Source organism: Umezawaea sp. Da 62-37 (assembly GCF_032460545.1).
GTDB lineage: Bacteria > Actinomycetota > Actinomycetes > Mycobacteriales > Pseudonocardiaceae > Umezawaea.
The window spans coordinates 1,231,636-1,250,135 of record NZ_CP135965.1; the positions used below are offsets into that span (position 1 = coordinate 1,231,636).

Genomic DNA, 18,500 nt, shown 5'->3' on the forward strand with positions numbered 1-18,500 from the left:
CACGCAGAACAGGAGTCGATCACCAGTGTCCGGCTACTACAGCAAACGATTTCGGGACGAGCTCGAGGCCGCGGTCGCGGAGGCCTACGCCGACGAACTGGGGGCCTCGGAGATCACCCCGCGCGACGGTTTCGGGGCGCTCAGCGGATACGTGGCCGCGGCGTCCAGGGTGGCCCTGCGGGTCAGCAGGGTCACCAGCGCGGAACTGACCGCCGCGTCGGTCATCGAGCACGACACCGTCGAGCGGGTCGCCGCCCACCTGCGCTCCCAGAAGCCCGCGGACAGCTGCGTGCAACTGCCCTCCGGCGCCGTGCCGGGCGCGGTGAACCTGTTCTACTTCCACTCCGCGTCCGGCAACGCGTTCGCCATCAGGACCCTGCGCGACCACCTGCCCGTCCAGCTGACCGGTGTGCGGGCGGCCGGGTTGCACGGCGAGCGCGACGTGCCCACGACCATCGACGAGTTCGCCACGATCTACCTGGAGCAGGTCCTGCGGGTCCAGCCGGACGGGCCGTACCTGCTGTGCGGGTTCTCCACCGGCGGCACCATCGCCTTCGAGATCGCCCGCAGGCTCCGGGAGTCCGGGGCCGAGGTCGGCCTGCTCGCCATGTTCGACAGCCAGCCGCCCGACCCGACGGTGCTGTCGAGGTTGCAGTCGGAGGAGGACCTCAAGCGGGGCAGGCTGCGGGAGCTGCTGCGCCGGGTGGGCGACACCCCCGACGCCGAGGTCGCCCCCGGCGACGCGGGTGTGGTGGAGGCGCTGCGGCGCTCGCACGCGCTGGCCGAGGAGATGGACGACGAGACCCTCGAACGCCAGCTGCTGGTCTTCGCGCGCACCCTGCGCGCCGACCGCCTGTACGAGCCGGGCCGCTACGAGGGCGAGGTGCACTACTTCGCCGCGGACACGCCCGTGGAGGTGGTGCCGGACTGGAAACCGCACATGGGTGCCCTGCACCTGCACGACATCGACGCCGAGCACTACGAGTACGCGATCTTCGCCAACCAGGAGTTCCGCTCGATCTTCGCGGACCTGGTGCGCGAGGCGCTGGCCGGAAGGACGGACACGGGATGACCGACAACGGCGCACGAGCCGCGAACCACGACCTCAACCTCGCCGAGTTCGAGAGCAGGTCCACGGTGCTGACCAGCAGGCCGAGGGTGCTGTTCATCGAGCTGACCGAGAACTGCAACCTGTCCTGCCCGATGTGCCGCTCGGCCGGTCCGTTCCAGCCCTCCCGCAACATGAGCGCGGAGCTGTTCGACCGGGTGGCCGAGGAGCTGTTCCCCACCGCCGAGATCGTCGACCTGCGCGGCTGGGGCGAGAGCACCATCCTCAAGCGGTTCCCCGAGTTCGTCGACAAGACCCTGGCCCACGGCTGCCGGATCCGCCTGGTCACCAACCTCACGGTGCCCAACGAACAGCTGTGGCGGAAGCTGGTGCGCAGCGGGGCGCTGATCGCGGTGTCGTTCGACGCGGGCGAGCCGGAGACGTTCGAGGTGCTCCGCAAGGGCGCCAAGTTCGACGTCGTCCTGCGCAACCTGGAGATCCTCGCCGACGAGGCGCGGGTGAGCGGTGTCGGCCTGGCCAACATCCACCTCAACGTCGTGGTGCAGCCCGCCGCGCTGCCCGAGCTGACCGAGATCGTCCGGATCGCCGCCGGACTGGGGATCCCGGTGCAGCTCAACCCGTTGACCACCGGCGAGGACGACCCCGACAACCTGGTCCACCACCGCGAGCAGCTGCTGGCCGAGCTGACCGCGATGGCCGACGCGGCGCAGGCGCAGGACGTGGACGTCCAGATCAACGCCGCGCTGGACCCGCTGTGGGCGCAGGACGCGCACGCGGACAAGACCTGCACGCACCCGTGGATGTACTGCTACGTCAACTACCGCGGCCAGGTCGGCTTCTGCGACCACCTCATCGGCGCGCCCGCCGAGCAGCACCTGCTCGGCGACCTGACCACGACCAAGTTCGACGACATCTGGAACGGATCCGACTACCAGCGGCTGCGGACCGAGCACGCCCTCGGCCGCGACGGGCTGTCCGAGCGGTTCGAAGAGTGCAAGTGGTGCTACCACAACAGGTACGTCGACTTCGACGAGACCTCGTACGAGCCCTACGGGGAACACCGGGTGAAGTTGACGCCCGCGCTGTGCGGTGGGTTCACGCCCGCCGCGTCGCGACCGGTCCCCTCCCGCCCCTCGCTGCCGCTGGCAGTGGTGCCCGCCGGAAACGCCAACCGCAGCAAGGAGAACTCGTGAACCAGCAGAACCTCCCGGTGCCCGCGGACCGCCGTTGGCCGGTGTGGCCGGAGACCGACGAGTGGTCGGTGCAGGCGGTGGGCGGCGCGCTGCTCAGCGGCAGGCTCGCCGTCAGCGGCGCCCGCAGCACGTGGGTCTCGCGCAACGTCGCCGCCGCCAGGGCGCTGGCCGACCGGGCCGGGCGCGAGCACTGCGTGCTCACCACCAGTGGGTCCAGCGCGATCCTGGTGGCGTTGCAGGCACTGGGCATCGGTCCCGGCGACGTCGTGCTGATGCCCGCGACCACGTGGGTCAGCTGCGCGACCTCGGTGCTGCGGGTGGGGGCTACTCCCGCGTTCTACGACGCCGACGAGGAGTCGCCCTGCCTGATCGGGGACACCCCGGTCGACTCGCCCGCCGTCGTGCTCGCGATCCACCTGTACGCCCAGCACACCGACATCGACGCGCTGCGGGTGCGCTTCCCCGACTCGCTGATCATCGAGGACGCCTCGCACAGCCAGCTCTCGCTCACCGAGGACGGCCGCCGCATCGGCAGCCTCGGCGACATCAGCATCATGAGCCTCCAGGCGACCAAGGTGATCACCAGCGGCGAGGGCGGTGCCGTGCTCACCGACGACGAGGAGGTGGCCGCGCGGGCGGAGTCGCTGGTGATGGACTCCCGCAAGCGCGCGGAACTCGTCACCGCGTCGGCCGCCAACGAGCTGGAGCCCGCGTTCCTGCTGCACGGCGCCAACCACTCCGTCTCGGAGGTGTCGGCGGCCCTGCTGCTCGACCAGCTCGACCGGCTGCCGGCGCAGGCCGCGCTGCGGTCGCGGGCCGTCCTGCGGTTCGTGGACCGGCTCGCCGCCGAGGGCTGGTACTGCCCCTCCGACAACTGGGCGTTGCGGTCGGGCAACTTCTACGGCCTCGCGGTCCGCGTCCCCGACGGGCGGGGCACGCCGGACGAGGTGGTCGCGCGGGTCTCCGCCGCGACCGGCCTGACGCTGGACCGGGTGTACCCGCCGGTGCCGGAAGGTCCGCTCTACCGGCCGGGAACGGTCAAGCAGTACACCGGGATCGGCCACCTCACGGCGTCCACCAAGGGCTCGCGGTGGTGGCACGACACCCACGTCGTGGTGCCGCACCACGCCTTCCTGGCCTCGGACGACCTGCTCGACGCGCTCGTCGACGCCCTGACCGGCAGCTCCACGCCGACCCGGTCGGTCACCCGGCGACCCTCCGTCGAGGTCGTGGTCGTGACCAAGGGCGACCGCCCCTCACTGGAGGCGGCGCTGGCCGGTGTCGCCGCCCAGCAGGTCGACGCCGACGTGCGGGTGACCGTGTGGTGGGACGGCCCGGCACCCCGCGACCGGGTCGCGGCGCCAGGGATCCCCGACCTGCGGGTGATCACCGTTGACACCGGGCGGGTGCTGCCCGACGCGCCGTTCGAGCGGATCGCCGCGCTGCGCCAGCTCGCCGCGCAGACCTGCGACGCGGACTTCACCGCCTTCCTCGACGACGACAACGCCTGGGCGCCCGACCACCTGGCCAGTCTGCTGGCGCTGGCGTCGCGGGACCTGCCCGCCGTGCACTCGTGGCGGACGCTGGTCGACTCCGACAGCCGCCCGGTGGCGGTCGACCGGTTCCCGTGGCTGCCGCCGGGCCAGGAGGCGGTGGACCGCTGGCGGTCCCTGCAGCAGGCCGGGGTCGTGGACGCCGAGGGCACCGTCGTCCGCGACGGCGTCGACGCGGGCATGGTCGACATGGGCGCGTGGCTGTTCGACACCCGGCTGCTGCGGCTGCTGCGGTTCAGCCGCCCGCGCACCCCGGACGAGGTCGCCGGACGGCTCGGCGAGGACGACGTCGTCCTGGAACAGCTGGGCAGGCTCGGCGTGCCGACCGCGTGCACCGGGCTGCCGTCGCTGCGCTACCGCCTCGGCGGCATGTCCAATCCCGAATACGCCACGATCTGAGGGGCGACGCACGTGGGTCTGCACGACACTTCGCACCTGGTGCCGCTCGACGGCACCGGGTGGCACGTCTGGCGGGAGTTCGTCCTGCGCGGCGCCGGTTTCCCCGTCGCCGACGTGCTGGTGCTCAGCGACCCCGAGCTGGCCGATGCCGGCGAGCGGTCCTGGCGGTCACCGGACGACCTCGCCCACTACCGGCGGGAGTGGGAGCGGTGGCAGCAGCTGCTGCGGCCGCGGCTGCGGGACCTGGCCGCCGACCCGCGCTTCCGGGAGGCGCTCGCCTGGCAGAACCCCACGATGGTGCGCAACGCGCTGGACAAGGTGCGCTCACCCCGCGTCCCCGGCAAGCGCCCCGACCAGGGCCACGTCCTGGCGATGGCCAACTACCTCCAGCGCTACACCACCAAGAACGACACCATCGGGTTCTTCGGCCCCGCGGTATGGGGCAGGTTGACCGACGACGAGGACGCGGTGCGGCTGCGGCACGGCGTGGAGCTGGTCACCGACCGGACGCTGTACTTCGAGGCTTGGGCGATCGACGCGCTGGCCGCCCGGCTGGTGGAGGAGCCCGACATCCTGCCGTGGCTGGTCCCCCGCCTGGTCGGTGGCTGCTGGCTGGACGGCGACCTCCTGCGACGGCCGCACGGCGAACCGGTGCGGCTCAGCGCCGAGCACGCCGCGCTGCTGCGGGCCTGCGACGGCACCAGGGACGTGCGCGACCTGGGCAACCTGAGCGGTCTGGGCGACGACGTGGTGCCGACGCTGCTGGACTGGCGGGACCGGCACCTGGTGCACCTGTCCCTCGACGGTCCGGTGGAGGCGCGTCCCGAACGGACCCTGCGCGACAAGCTGATCCTGATCGGCGAACCGGTGCTCCGGCGGCGGGCGCTGGACCTGCTCGGCGAACTGGTCCACGCCCGCGACACCGCGGCGGCCGCAGCCGGCGACGCGGACAAGGTGCTGGCGGCGGTCGCCGAGCTGGACGAGACCTTCCAGCGCATCACCGGACGCGACGCGACCCGGCGCCACGGCGAGTCCTACGCGGGCCGCAAGCTCGTCTACGAGGACACCCGCCGCGCGCTCGACCTGGAACTCGGGCTGCCGGTGCGCCAAGCCGTCGCCGCACCGCTCGGGCTCCTCGCCGACAGCGCGAGCTGGCTCATCGCCCGCGCGGGCCGCAACTACCTCGATCTGCTGAACCGGCTGTTCGACACCTGCCTCGCCCACGACGGCGGCACCTCGGTGCCGCTGGCCCGGCTCCTCGGCGTGGCCACACCGCACCTGGTGGTCCGGTCGGGGCTCCCCCGCCCGGTCGCCGCCGCCGTGACGGAGTTCCAGGACAGGTGGGCGCGCATCCTGGCCGTACCGCCAGGCGTGCACGAGCACTCGGTGCGGGCGCGGGACATCGCCGCGCGGGTCGCCGAGCTGTTCCCCGCGTCCCCGCTGCCGTGGTCCTCGGCCCGGCACCTCGCGCCGGACCTGTTGATCGCCGCCGACGGGCCGGACGGCCTGCGGCGCGGGGAGTTCACCGTCGTGCTCGGCGAACTGCACCTGGCGACCAACACCGTGGAGAGCAGGCTGTTCGTCGAACGGCATCCCGACCGGACCGCGTTGCTGGCCGCGAGCGCGAAGGACCACGAGGACCGCCGGATCTACTCCGTGCCGACCAAGGACTGGCCGCAGGTCAACTCCAGGGTCTACCCCGCGGCGCTGCTGTCCGGGCGGTTCCGCTACTGGTGCCTGCACGACGACGACACCGGCGCCCCCGGCCCGGTGATGCCCTCCTCCGCACTGGAGGTGCACCGCGAGGACGAACGGCTGGTCGTGCGCTCCCTGCGCGGGGACGGCGAGTTCGACCTCCTGGAAGTGTTGGGGGAACAGCTGTCTGCGGCCGTGGTCGACGCCTTCCAGCCACTTCCCCCGGCCCCGCACCGGCCGCGGATCTCGATCGACCGCCTGGTGCTGGCCAGGGAGACGTGGTCGTTCCCGCCCTCGGAGATCGACTGGGCGACCGCGAAGCAACCGGCCGACCGGTTCCGCGCCGCCCAGCGCTGGCGGGTCGCGCGGGGTCTGCCGAGGCTGGCCTTCTACAAGGTGCGCGGGGAACGCAAACCGATCTTCGTCGACTTCACCGCCAGCCTGCTGGTCGACCGGTTCGCCAAGGCCGTGCGCCAGGCGGGCGACCAGCCCGGCCCGGCGCCCGTCGTCATCTCGGAAATGCTGCCGGACCTGTGGCACAACTGGCTGGTGGACGCCACCGGCGCCGGCTACACCTCCGAACTCCGACTCGTGCTGGTGGACAAGAGGGAGGGGGTGTCGTGAACACCGAAGCGGCGATCGACGTCCGAGGGCTGTCCAAGTCCTTCGTGGTACCCGAACGGGATGCCGGTCTGCGGGCCGCGCTGGGGAACCTGCTGCGGCGCAGGACCCGCACCGTCCACGCCGTCGAGGACGTGGACCTGACCGTGGCGCGCGGTGAGGTGGTCGGCTTCCTCGGCGCGAACGGCGCGGGCAAGACCACCGTGCTGAAGATGCTCTCCGGCCTGCTGCACCCCACCTCGGGCGAGGTGACCGTGCTGGGGCACGTGCCGGCGCGCCGGGAACGGGCGTACCTGCGCCGGATGACCCTCGTGATGGGCAACCGCCACCAGTTGCAGTGGGACCTGCCCGCCTCCGACTCCTACGAACTCCACCGCGCGATCTACCAGGTCCCCGAAGCGCGGTTCCGGCGCACCCGCGAGGAACTGGTGGAACTGCTGGAGATCGGGGAGCTGATCCGGAAACCGGTGCGCACGCTGTCGTTGGGCGAGCGGATGAAGGCCGAACTGGTCGGTTCCCTGCTGCACCAACCGGAAGTGCTGTTCCTCGACGAGCCCACGCTCGGCCTGGACGTGACGATGCAGAAGCGGATCCGGTCGTTCGTCGCCGAATACAGCCGTCGGCACGGCGCCACCGTCCTGCTCACCAGCCACTACATGGCTGACATCCAGGCGCTGTGCAAGCGGGTGGTGGTGGTCCACCACGGCAGGCCGCTGTTCGACGGCGACCTGTCCGCGCTGGGCGAGGAGTTCGCCGCCCACAAGGAGATCGAGGTGACCCTCGACGAGGCGAACGCCGATCTGAGCGGTTACGGCGAGGTGCGCTCCACCGACGGTGGGCGCGTCCGGCTGCGGGTGCCCCGCGAACTCGCGCCGACCACGATCGCGAAGTTGCTCTCCGAGCACAACGTGCTCGACCTGACCGTCGAGGCACCACCCGTCGAGGACGTCATCGAGCAGGTCTTCTCCTCGGGGACCTCCGGCGCGGTGTCGGGGGTCCCGCGATGACGGCGGTGCGGGAACGCCCCGCGGCGAGGATCCGGGCGCTGGCGGACTTCTACGTCCAGGCGGCCAAGCTGTCGGCCGTCCAGCAGTTCAGCTACCGGGCCAGCAACTACCTGTTCCTGGTCGGCATGCTCGCCGAGCCGGTGATCTACCTGGTGGTGTGGCGGACCATCGCCGAGGCCAAGGGCGGCAGCGTCGGCGGCTACACGGCGGGATCGCTGGCCGCCTACTACATCCTGTGGACCCTGGTCCGGAACATGAACCTGGTCTACGCGCCGACCGGTTTCGAGTGGCGCATCGCCAGCGGCCGGATGTCCGGGCGGCTCCTGCTGCCGGTGCACCCCATCCACTACGACCTCGCCGGGTTCGCCGGGGCCAAGGTGGTCTGGATCGCGCTGTGGCTACCGATCGCGGCCCTGCTCACATGGCTGTTCCAGCCGGCGTTGGACGTCGGCCCCGTCCAGGTGGCGGTGTTCCTGGTCGCGATCTGGGGCGCGTTCACCATCCGGTCGCTGTTCCTGTGGGTGCTCGGCCTCGTCACGTTCTGGACCACCCGCGCCGGCGCGCTGTTCGAGCTCTACCTCGTCTTCGAGCTGCTGCTGTCCGGACGGCTGGTCCCGCTCACCCTGCTGCCCGGCTGGGCGCAGGAGATCGCCGACCACCTGCCGTTCAAGTGGACGTTCGGCTTCCCCATCGACTCCCTGGTGAGCCCGCGGTCCACCGCGCAGCTACTGGGCGGACTCGGCATGCAGGCGCTGTGGATCGCGGTCGGCGCGGGGCTGGTGGCCGTGGTGTGGAAACGGGCCGTGCGCAGGTACTCGGGGGTGGGCGCGTGATGACCGGTCTGGTCTGGCGGTTCCTCCGCGTCCAGGTGCTCAACGAGGTCCAATACCGCGCGAACTTCCTGGTGCGCCTGCTGAACTCCGCGCTGTCGCTGGTCACCGGGGTGGCGGTGCTCGCGCTGGTGTTCGGACAGGTCGACCGCCTCAACGGCTGGTCGTCCCAGCAGCTGCTGGTGGTGATGGGCGTGTTCACCATGATGAACGGCTTCGTGCAGATGGTGGTGATGCCCGCCGCGCTCAAGCTGCTCACCGACATCCAGGACGGCGACCTCGACCACGTGCTGGCCAAACCGGTCGACGCGCAGCTGGTGGTCAGCGTCCGCGTGGTGCAGCTGTGGCAGGGACTGGACCTGCTCACCGGCGCCGGCGTGGTCGCGGTCGCCGTATGGCTGGGCGGCGGCGTCGATCCGCTGGACCTGCTCGCGTTCGCGGTGTCGCTCGTGCTGGGGGCCGTGCTGGTGCACAGCTTCCTGATGATCATCACCACCACGGCGTTCTGGTTCGTGCGGCTGGACAACGTCGCCGAGCTGTTCTCCGGGATCTACCAGGCGGCGCGGTGGCCGGTGGGGATCTACCCCGGTTGGCTGCGCGCGGGCCTGACGTTCGTGGTGCCGATCGGCCTGGCCGTCACCGTGCCCGCGGAGGCGCTCACGTCCCGGCTGACGCTCCAGACCCTCGCGACCCAAGCCGCGCTGGCACTGGCGCTCGCACTCACCTCCAGGGCGCTCTGGCGCGCAGGCCTGCGCCGCTACTCCGGCGCCTCCGCCTGACCAAGACGACTGCCCCGACCCGACAGAGGGATCCACGATGGACATCAGCCTGTTCTACTTCGCCGACGACGCCTCGGGCGGCGACCGAGGGCGGTACGACCTGTTGCTGGACGGCGCCCGGTTCGCCGACGAGGCGGGGTTGACCGCGGTCTGGACCCCCGAGCGGCACTTCCACCAGTTCGGCGGCCTGTACTCCAACTCCGCCGTCACCGGTGCCGCGGTGGCCTCGGTCACGAAGCGGATCGGGGTCCGCGCGGGCAGCGTCGTGCTGCCGCTGCACGACCCGATCCGGGTCGCCGAGGAGTGGTCGATGGTCGACAACCTCTCCGACGGCCGCGCCGCGGTGGCCTTCGCCTCCGGCTGGCACGCGACGGACTTCCTGCTGCACCCCGACCCTACCCGTGCCTACCCCGACCGCCGGAAGTTGCTGGCCGAGCACATCGAGGTGGTCCGCGGGCTCTGGCGGGGCAACAGCGTCACCAGGACCGACGGCAGCGGCAAGCAGGCCACCGTGCGGATCTACCCGACCCCCGTGCAGCCCGAACTGCCCTTCTGGATCACCAGTTCCGGCAACCCGGACACGTTCCGCACCGCCGGCGTGCTCGGCGGGAACCTGCTCACCCACATGCTCGGCCAGCGCCCCGCGGTGCTGGCCCGCAACATCGGCGTCTACCGCGACGCGCTGCGCGCCACCCACGGCCCCGACGCGCGCGGCCACGTCACGCTGATGCTGCACACCTACCTCGGCACCTCCGACGAGCAGGTCCTGGAGGAGATCCGCGAGCCCTTCAGCCGCTACCTCGCGAGCTCGCTGGACCTGACCACCCGCTCCGGCCCGACCACCGAGGGCATCGACGAGGTGAGCGAGGAGGACGTGGAGGTGCTGGTGCGGCGCGCTTTCGACCGCTACTCGAAGGAGAGCGGTCTGTTCGGCTCCCTGGCCACGGCGCACCGCACGGTGAGCGCGCTCCAGGAGGCGGGTGTGGACGAGATCGCCTGCCTCGTCGACTTCGGCGTCGACCGCAAGGCCGTGCTCCAGGGCATGGACCACCTCGGGGAACTCGTCGCCGATCTGCGCTGAGCACCGGACCAACCAGAAAGGGGACACCTCGTGGCCCACAACACCTCCGACCGGTCGCTGCACCGGCTCGTCGAGAATTCCGCCGCCCGGACGCCGGGGGCGGCCGCGGTCATCACGCCCGACCGGACCCTGACCTACCGGGAGCTCGACGAGCTGGCCGAGGCCGTCGCCGTGCGGCTGCGCCCGGTCACCGGCCCGGACCGGCTCGTCGCGGTCGCCATGCGCAAGGGCTGGGAGCAGGTCGTCGCGGTGCTCGGCGTCCTCAAGTCCGGAGCCGCCTACCTGCCCGTCGACCCCGGCCTGCCCGCCGCCCGGCTGCGGCAGGTCCTGGACCTCGCCGAGTGCGCGACCGTGCTCACCCAGCCCGGTCTGCTCGACGGGCTGACCGGGGTGGACCTGTCCGTGGTGGACGACGAGCTGACCGGGGTGGCGGGCACACCTTCCCCCGACGTCCCGCGCGACCTCGCGTACGTCATCTTCACCTCGGGCTCCACGGGCGTCCCCAAGGGCGTGATGATCGAGCACGGCGGCGTCACCGACACGGTGCTGGAGATCGACCGCCGGTTCGGGGTCGGGCCCGCCGACCGGACGATCGGTCTGTCGTCGCTGAGCTTCGACCTCTCGGTCTACGACATCTTCGGCCCGCTGGCGGTCGGGGGCGCGCTCGTGCTGCCCTCCGCCGACACCGCGGGCGACCCCGCGCACTGGGTCGCGTCGATGCGGCGGCACGGGGTATCCGTTTGGCACACCGTGCCCGCGCTGATGGGGATCCTCCTGAACTGGCTGGAGGACACCGGGACGCCCGCGCCCCCGGCGCTGCGGCTGGTGGTCCTGACCGGCGACTGGATCCCCGTGGGCCTGCCCGGCCGGGTCCGAGGGCACTTCCCGGACGCCACCGTGGTCAGCATGGGCGGCGCGACCGAGACGTCGATCAACTCGCTGGTGCACGTCATCGGCGACGTGGACCCGTCGTGGACCAGCATCCCCTACGGCGTCCCGCTTCCGGGCGAGGACTGCCTCGTCCTCGACGACGACCTGCGCCCCGTCCCCGATGGCCGGGCCGGTGAGCTGTGCGTCACCGGGACGGGTCTGGCCAGGGGCTACTGGCGCGACCCCGAGCGCACCGCGGCCAGCTTCCCCACCCACCCCGACACCGGGAAGCGCCTGTACCGCACCGGCGACCGGGGACGGCGCACGCCCGACGGCCGGATCGAGTTCCTGGGCCGGACCGACAACCAGGTCAAGGTCAACGGGTACCGCGTCGAACTGGGCGACGTCGAGGCCGCGCTGCTGGCCTGCCCCGGCGTCCACGGCGCGGCTGCCGTCGCCACCGGCCCCCGGACCGCGCTGACCGGCCTCACCGCGTTCGTCGTCACCGACGACTTCGACGCCGCCCGGATCAGGACTCGGCTCGACGAACTCCTACCCGCCTACCTGGTGCCGGGCTCCCTCCACCCGGTCACCACCTTCCCGTTGACCGCCAACGGGAAGGTCGACCGCGCCGCGCTGCGCGAGCTGGCCGACGGGTCCGGGTCGACGGGTGACGGCGAGCCTCCGAGGCCGGGTACCGAGCAACGCGTGGCCGACCTGCTCACGGACCTGATCGGCCGCCCGGTCACCAGCCGCACCACCCACTTCTTCGACCTGGGCGGCAACTCCCTGCTCTCCGCGCAGGTCGCCACGCGGCTGCGCCGGGAGTTCACCGTCGACGTGCCGATCGGGCTCGCGCTGACGCACCCCACCGTGGAGCGCATGGCACGGGCTCTGCACGAGGCGCCGGAGCGCGCCGCCGACACCGAACCCGCCCTCGTGCCCAGGTCGGTCGCCGGGACGCCGTCGCCGGTGTCCTTCGGGCAGGAGCAGGTCTGGTTCCTCGACCGGCTCGTCGGCGGCAACCGCGCCTACCACTTCCAGTGCGGCGTCCGGTTCACCGGCACGCTGCGGCCGGAGCTGGTCCAGCGGGCGCTCACCGGGGTCGTCGCCCGGCACGAGATCCTGCGCACCACCTTCCACGACTCGCTCGACGGGCCGGTGCAGGTCGTCCACCCGCCTGCCGAGGTGCCGCTCCCGCAGGAGGACCTCCGCCACCACCCGGAGTCCGAGCGCGAGGCCGCGTTGAAGCACGGCCAGCAGGAGGAGATCGCCCGCTCGTTCGACCTGGAACAAGGCCCGCTGATCGTCTGGAAGCTCTACCGGGTCGCCGACGACGACTGGGTGATCACCGAGACCGAACACCACCTGGTGCACGACGGCTGGTCGGTAGCGGTGTTCTGGCGCGAGGTCTCCGAACTCTACGGCGCGCTGGTCCGCGGCGAGGAGCCCGAACTGGACGACCTACCGGTCCAGTTCGCCGACTTCTCCGCCTGGCAACGGGAGCGCTACCTCGGCGGCAGGCAGGCCGAGGTGCTCCCCTACTGGCAGCGCCGCCTCGCCGGGGTGACGCCGTTCGACCTCGCCATCAGCCGCCCCCGTCCGACGAAGCAGACCTTCACCGGGCGCGCGACGCGCGTCGCCCTGCCCGCACCGCTCTACGCGAGGCTGCGCGAGTTCGCAGCCGCCGAGGGCCTGTCGCTGTTCGTGCTCATGTTCTCGGCGTTCACCCTGCTCATGCACCGCTACAGCGGCGCGCGGGACCTGTGCGTCGGCTCGTGGATGGCGAACCGGGACCGCGCGGAGACCGAGAACCTCATCGGGATGCTGGTCAACATGGTGGGGCTGCGGACCGAGGTCACCGGTGCCGAGTCGTTCCGCGAGCTCGCCTCGCGAACCAGGACCGCGGTGCTCGAGGCCCTCGACCACCAGGACGCCCCGTTCGAGGACGTGGTGCGCGCACTGGACCTGCCCCGCGACGCCAGCCGCAACCCCCTGGTGCAGACCTGCTTCAGCTTCCACGACTCCCCCGTGCCCGCCTTCGACTGGCCGGACGCGGTGGGCACGCTCACCGAGTACCACAACGACAGCGCCAAGTTCGACGTCAACGTCGTCGTCGTGCCGCGCGCCGAGCAGCTCCGGACCGCGGGCGCTCCCGGTGACCGGGAACAGCTCACGCTGATCTGGGAGTACAACACCGACCTGATCGACCCCGATGCCGCCGAGCGCATGGTCGGCCACTTCCAGCGCCTGCTGTCCACCGCGGTGGACACGCCGGACGCACCGGTGGACTCGCTGGACATGCTCGTCGAGGCCGACCGAGAGGCCATCGCGGCGGGTGTCCCCGAGATCGCCGTCGACGAGACCGGTCCGACGCTGGTCGACCTGTTCCGATCGCAGGTGGCCGCGCTGCCCGACGCCGTCGCGGTCCGGGCGGGCGACGACGTCCTGACCTACCGGCAGCTGCACGGTCGGGCGGCAGGCCTCGCGGGGACGCTGATCCGGCGGGGCATCGGTACCGGCGACCGGGTCGCGGTGTGCGTGGACCGGTCCTGCGACCTGGTGGTGGCGCTGCTGGGCACCGTCATGACCGGCGCGGCCTACGTGCCGCTGGACCACCGGCACCCCAAGGCGCGCAACGACTTCATGCTCGCCGACGCCGGCGTCGAGGTCGTGGTCACCGAGCGGGGGCAGGCCGGGCTCTTCGCGGACCGGGCGGTCGTGCTCGTCGACGAGTGCGGCAGCGGTGACCTCGCCGCCGCCGCGCCGGACGGCGACGACCTCGCGTACGTCCTCTACACCTCCGGCTCGACCGGCGATCCCAAAGGCGTCCGGGTGCCGCACGGGGCGCTGTCGCACCTGCTGCGGGCGATCAGCCGCCAGGTCGGGATCACCGACCGGGACGTGCTGCTCGCCGTCACCACCGCGACGTTCGACATCGCCGCGCTGGAGCTCTTCGCACCCCTGGTCGTCGGCGGCGCGGTAGTCATCGCGCCGACGAAGGTCGCGGCCGACGGCGAGGCCCTCGCGGCGCTGCTCGCCGAGTCGCGGGCCACCGTGATGCAGGCGACCCCCATGACGTGGCGGATGCTCTCCGAGGTCGACTGGCGGCCGACGGCCGGGTTCACCGCGCTGTGCGGCGGCGAGGCCATGCCCGCCGATCTCGCCGCGTGGCTGGCGAATCGGGTTGACACCTGCTGGAACCTCTACGGCCCCACCGAGACCACCATCTGGTCCACGGCGCACCGCGTGCGGGGTGACGAGACCAGCGTGCCGATCGGTCGGCCGCTGGCCAACACCGACGTCCGGGTGCTCGACCCGAGCGGGCAGCCGTCGGCGGTCGGGTTGCCAGGTGAGCTCCACATCGGGGGAGCCGGGCTCGCCGCAGGCTACACCTCGCCCGCGTTGACCGCCGAGCGGTTCGTCGACCTCGCGCCGGGGCAGCGGTTCTACCGCACCGGTGACGTGGTGCGGCGCCTGCCGAACGGTGATCTCCAGTTCCTGCACCGCGTGGACGGCCAGGTGAAGCTGCACGGTTACCGCATCGAACTGGAGGAGGTCGAACACGCCCTGCGCGCGCACGACGCGGTCGCCGACTGCGCCGTCGACCTGCGGGGTGAGCCGATGCGACTGGTCGGCTACTTCGTGTCGAAGTCGGGTGCCGTGCCCACGAACGCCGAACTCGCCGCGCACCTGGCCGGGCTGCTGCCCGCGTACATGGTGCCGGTGGACTTCGTGGTGGTGGCCGCGATCCCGGTCTCCGTCAACGGGAAGACCGATCGCCGCGCGCTGCCCGACCCCGTGGTCGCGCCCGCGGACGAGCCGGACCCCGGCACCACCGAGGCGTTGTCGGAGAAGGAGGAGGACCTGGCCAGGATCTGGGCCGAGGTCCTGGGGCGCGAGCGGGTAGGCGCGCAGGACGACTTCTTCATCCTCGGCGGGCACTCGCTGCTCGCGCTCCGGCTGGTGTCGCGGATCAAGGCCCGGATGAGCACGACGATCAGCGTGGACCTGGTGTTCGACCACCCGACCGTCCGCGAGCTGGCCTCCGTGCTCGACGCCGGTGCCCGATGATCACGACAGCGGTCCACCACGACGTGGAGGCGTTCGCGGACGAGTACCGGCGACTCGCGCCGGACGTCCCCCTGCACGAGTCCGCCCCGTGGCTGCGGTACTGCGACCGGCGGTCACGGGGGCGGATGCGCTACGTCACGGCGAGGAACGGGCGGGGCGACCTGCTGGGCCTCACCGCGTTGCGCGCGTGCGAGGACGAGTCCCGCGCTTCGGCCAACTACGACGTCGCCGAGCTCCTGTGGCCGGGGCCCACCGGCGTCCCGCCGGTACCGCGCGTCCGGCTCTACCCGCAGCTGTTCTCGGCGGTCTCCGGGTCGCGCTGCCTGTTCCGGGTGCTCGGCGGCGTCGAGGCCGAGGTCCGCGCCGCACTGGTCACCGCGGCGGCGGCGCTGGCCGACGTGGACGGCTCGGTGCTGACGTTCGCCTACCTCACCGACGCGGGGCTGGTCGAGGGGCTTGCGGACGCGTTGGGAGCCCGTGAGCACGCCGTGGTGGGCGCCGACACCGTCCTCGACGTCGAGTGGACGGATTTCGACGGTTACCTCGCCGGGCGCTCCCGCGGGCGGCGCAGCACCATCCGCCGGGAGCGCAGGCAGTACCTGGCGAGCGGTCTGCGGACCGGTGTGCACGAGTCGACCGCGGTGCTGGGCGAGCGGACCGCGCGGCTGCAGGTGCACCTGGCGGGCAAGTACGGCGTGGCGGCCTCGGTGGAGTCGGTGCTGGAGGACTACCGGGACCTCGCCGCGACGCTGGACGACGATGTCCTGGTGTTCACCGCCGACCGCGGCGGTGCGACCGTCGGCGTGTGCGTCTGCCTGCGCGACGGGGACACCCTGCACATCCGCAGCGTGGGCTTCGACTACTCCGCGGTCGGCGGGGACTTCGTCTACTTCAACCTGATGTTCTACGAGCCCCTGCTGTGGGGGCTGGACAACGGGGTGCGCCGGTTCAGCTTCGGCAACGGCGCCTACCGCGCCAAGCGGTTGCGCGGGTGCAGGCTCGAACCGCTGCACGGCGTGGTGCGGTGGCCCGCCGCGCTCGCGACCGCGTGCGCGGGTTCCCTGACCGACCGGGAGGAGGACGTCCGCGCGGAGGTCTGGGGCGCCGTGGAGGCCCCGGTGTGACGACAGCCCGCCCTGTGCGGATGCGCGGCAACCCCGTCCGCACCGCCGTTCCCACGAGTTCACGGAGGTAGCTTTGTCCTGGGAGAAGCCGGTTCCCCGTCTTCAGTTGGCGCCCGACCACCCGCTGGGCCGGTCCGCGATGACCTGCGCCAACCGGTGCGGCAGCGCGTGTGCGAGCGACGAGCCGAACCGCTCGCACAACGAGTACTTCGGCGACATCGCGGGCAAGGCCCTGTCGCGGCGCGGGGTGCTGCGGGCCGGTGTCGTCCTCGCCGTCGCGGGCGGCGGTCCATCGCCTCTGGGCAAGGCCGTCGCGCGGGCCGCGCCCGGCCGGAACACCGGCGGGGACACCTCGGGCCTGGCGTTCGAGCCCGTCGCCCCCAACCGCGAAGACGCGGTCGTGGTCCCGGAGGGCTACGTCCAGGAGGTCCTGATCAGCTGGGGCGACCCCGTGGTGCCGGGAGCGCCGGGGTGGGACTTCGACAACCAGACCGCGGCCGCGCAGGCCATGCAGTTCGGGTACAACAACGACTACTGCGCCCTGGTCCCCGTCCCCGGCCGCGACGACAAGTGGCTCATGGTGAACAACCACGAGTACACGTCCGAGGAGCTGATGTTCCGCGACTTCGGGAAGCAGCCCCTGACCCGCGAGCAGGCGGAGATCGGCTGGGCGGCGCACGGCATGTCCGTCGTGCTCGTGGAACTCGACCGCGCCACCGGCGGGCTCCGCGCCGTGGTCGACGGCACGTACAACCGCCGCATCACGTTGACGACGCCGTTCAAGGTGCGCGGACCGGCCGCCGGGTCGCCGCACCTGCGGACGTCGGCCGACCCGACCGGCAGGCTGGTGCTGGGCACGCAGAGCAACTGCTCCGGCGGCCTCACCCCGTGGGGCACGGTGCTGTCCGGTGAGGAGAACGTCAACGGCGCCTTCGCCAACGCCGACGCGGTCACCGATCCCGTCACGAGGGCGCGGCTCGCCCGCTACGGGTTCCCCAAGGGCGCGGGCGCCCGCCAGTGGGAGCTGTTCGACCAGCGCTTCGACCTGGCGCGGGAACCCAACGAGGCCAACAGGTTCGGCTACGTCGTGGAGGTCGACCCGTTCGAACCCGGTGAGCCGCCGGTCAAGCACACCGCCCTCGGCCGGTTCAAGCACGAGGGTGCCAACGTGATCGTGGCGCCCGACGGCCGCGTGGTCGCGTACATGGGTGACGACGAGCGCTTCGAGTACATCTACAAGTTCGTCACCGAAGACCGCGTCAAACCGGGGTGGAGCAAGCACGCCCGCGACCACAACAAGCGCCTGCTCGACTCCGGCACCCTGTACGTCGCCGAGTTCACCGGCGACAGCCCGCCCGAGGAGATCGACGGTTCCGGAAAGCCGCCGTCGGACGGCGAGTTCGACGGCAGCGGTCGGTGGATCCCGTTGGCGCACAACGACGAGTCCTTCGTCCCCGGTTTCTCCGCCGAGGAGGTCTACGTCTTCACGCGCGCAGCGGCCGACTCGGTGGGCGCGACGAAGATGGACCGCCCCGAGGACGTCGAGCCGCACCCCCGGACCCGCAAGGTCTACGCGGCGCTCACCAACAACACGGACCGGGGCAAGGCGGGCAAGGAGGGCGCCACCGAGGTCGCGCCCCGCGTGGGCAACAAGAACGGCCAGGTGCTGGAGATCCAGGAGCACCTCTCCGACAACACCGCCACCGGGTTCGGCTGGAAGCTGCTGCTGGTGTGCGGCGACCCGAAAGCCGCCGACACCTACTACGGCGGGTACGACAAGACCGCTGTCAGCCCGATCTCCTGTCCTGACAACGTGGCCTTCGACGTCCACGGCAACCTGTGGATCACCACCGACGGCAACGCGCTCGGCTCCAACGACGGCCTGTTCGCGACCCCGTTGGACGGAGCGGAACGCGGCCGCGTCCGCCAGTTCCTGACTGTGCCGGTGGGCGCCGAGGCGTGCGGACCGGTCGTGGCGGAGCGGTTCGTGCTGGTCTCGGTGCAGCACCCCGGCGAGGTGGACGGCGCCACCGTGGAGAACCCGGCCTCGCACTGGCCGGGCGGCGGCACCGGTCAGCCCCGTCCGTCCGTGGTCGCGGTCCACCGGGCCGATCGTGGGCGCATCGGCGGCTGACCCGACCGTCCGCCCCACGCCACCACCCCTGATCACCGAGTTCGAGGAGTGCACTTGCGCCAGTCCGATTC

Annotated in this window: 11 protein-coding genes; all 11 read left to right on the forward strand. The window is 72.0% G+C overall.

The annotated features are described in order from the left end of the window. The first annotated feature begins 25 nt into the window (after nt 1-25). The 11 genes from RM788_RS05095 to RM788_RS05145 all read left to right on the forward strand — a co-directional run bounded on the left by RM788_RS05095 (nt 26) and on the right by RM788_RS05145 (nt 18,429). A complete protein-coding gene (locus RM788_RS05095) occupies nt 26-1,072 on the forward strand; it encodes a thioesterase domain-containing protein (RefSeq protein ID WP_315930338.1) in 1,047 nt (348 codons plus the stop codon). After that, nucleotides 1,069-2,262, forward strand: a complete 1,194-nt coding sequence (locus tag RM788_RS05100; RefSeq protein ID WP_315930339.1) for a radical SAM protein — start codon at nt 1,069-1,071, stop codon at nt 2,260-2,262. The genes RM788_RS05095 and RM788_RS05100 overlap by 4 nt, the downstream gene beginning before the upstream one ends. Further along, nucleotides 2,259-4,214: an aminotransferase class I/II-fold pyridoxal phosphate-dependent enzyme gene (locus RM788_RS05105; RefSeq protein WP_315930340.1), complete on the forward strand. Its 1,956-nt coding sequence runs from the start codon at nt 2,259-2,261 to the stop codon at nt 4,212-4,214. Before RM788_RS05100 ends, RM788_RS05105 begins: the two co-directional genes overlap by 4 nt. A 12-nt stretch (nt 4,215-4,226) precedes the next feature. Further along, nucleotides 4,227-6,533, forward strand: a complete 2,307-nt coding sequence (locus tag RM788_RS05110; protein WP_315930341.1) for a lantibiotic dehydratase — start codon at nt 4,227-4,229, stop codon at nt 6,531-6,533. Continuing rightward, nucleotides 6,530-7,537, forward strand: a complete 1,008-nt coding sequence (locus RM788_RS05115) for an ABC transporter ATP-binding protein (protein ID WP_315930342.1) — start codon at nt 6,530-6,532, stop codon at nt 7,535-7,537. Before RM788_RS05110 ends, RM788_RS05115 begins: the two co-directional genes overlap by 4 nt. Beyond that, nucleotides 7,534-8,370, forward strand: a complete 837-nt coding sequence (locus tag RM788_RS05120) for an ABC transporter permease (RefSeq protein ID WP_315930343.1) — start codon at nt 7,534-7,536, stop codon at nt 8,368-8,370. The genes RM788_RS05115 and RM788_RS05120 overlap by 4 nt, the downstream gene beginning before the upstream one ends. After that, nucleotides 8,370-9,146: an ABC transporter permease gene (locus RM788_RS05125; protein ID WP_315930344.1), complete on the forward strand. Its 777-nt coding sequence runs from the start codon at nt 8,370-8,372 to the stop codon at nt 9,144-9,146. The genes RM788_RS05120 and RM788_RS05125 overlap by 1 nt, the downstream gene beginning before the upstream one ends. 37 nt (nt 9,147-9,183) lie before the next feature. Then, a complete protein-coding gene (locus RM788_RS05130) occupies nt 9,184-10,227 on the forward strand; it encodes a MupA/Atu3671 family FMN-dependent luciferase-like monooxygenase (RefSeq protein WP_315930345.1) in 1,044 nt (347 codons plus the stop codon). A gap of 30 nt (nt 10,228-10,257) precedes the next feature. After that, nucleotides 10,258-15,171 (forward strand): non-ribosomal peptide synthetase, encoded by a 4,914-nt coding sequence (locus tag RM788_RS05135; protein ID WP_315930346.1) that lies wholly within the window; start codon nt 10,258-10,260, stop codon nt 15,169-15,171. Beyond that, the gene (locus RM788_RS05140; RefSeq protein ID WP_315930347.1) at nt 15,168-16,295 is read left to right on the forward strand and encodes a GNAT family N-acetyltransferase; all 1,128 of its coding nucleotides are present in this window, start codon (nt 15,168-15,170) and stop codon (nt 16,293-16,295) included. The genes RM788_RS05135 and RM788_RS05140 overlap by 4 nt, the downstream gene beginning before the upstream one ends. 73 nt (nt 16,296-16,368) lie before the next feature. Continuing rightward, nucleotides 16,369-18,429: a PhoX family protein gene (locus RM788_RS05145; RefSeq protein ID WP_399343095.1), complete on the forward strand. Its 2,061-nt coding sequence runs from the start codon at nt 16,369-16,371 to the stop codon at nt 18,427-18,429. Nucleotides 18,430-18,500 lie beyond the last annotated feature (71 nt).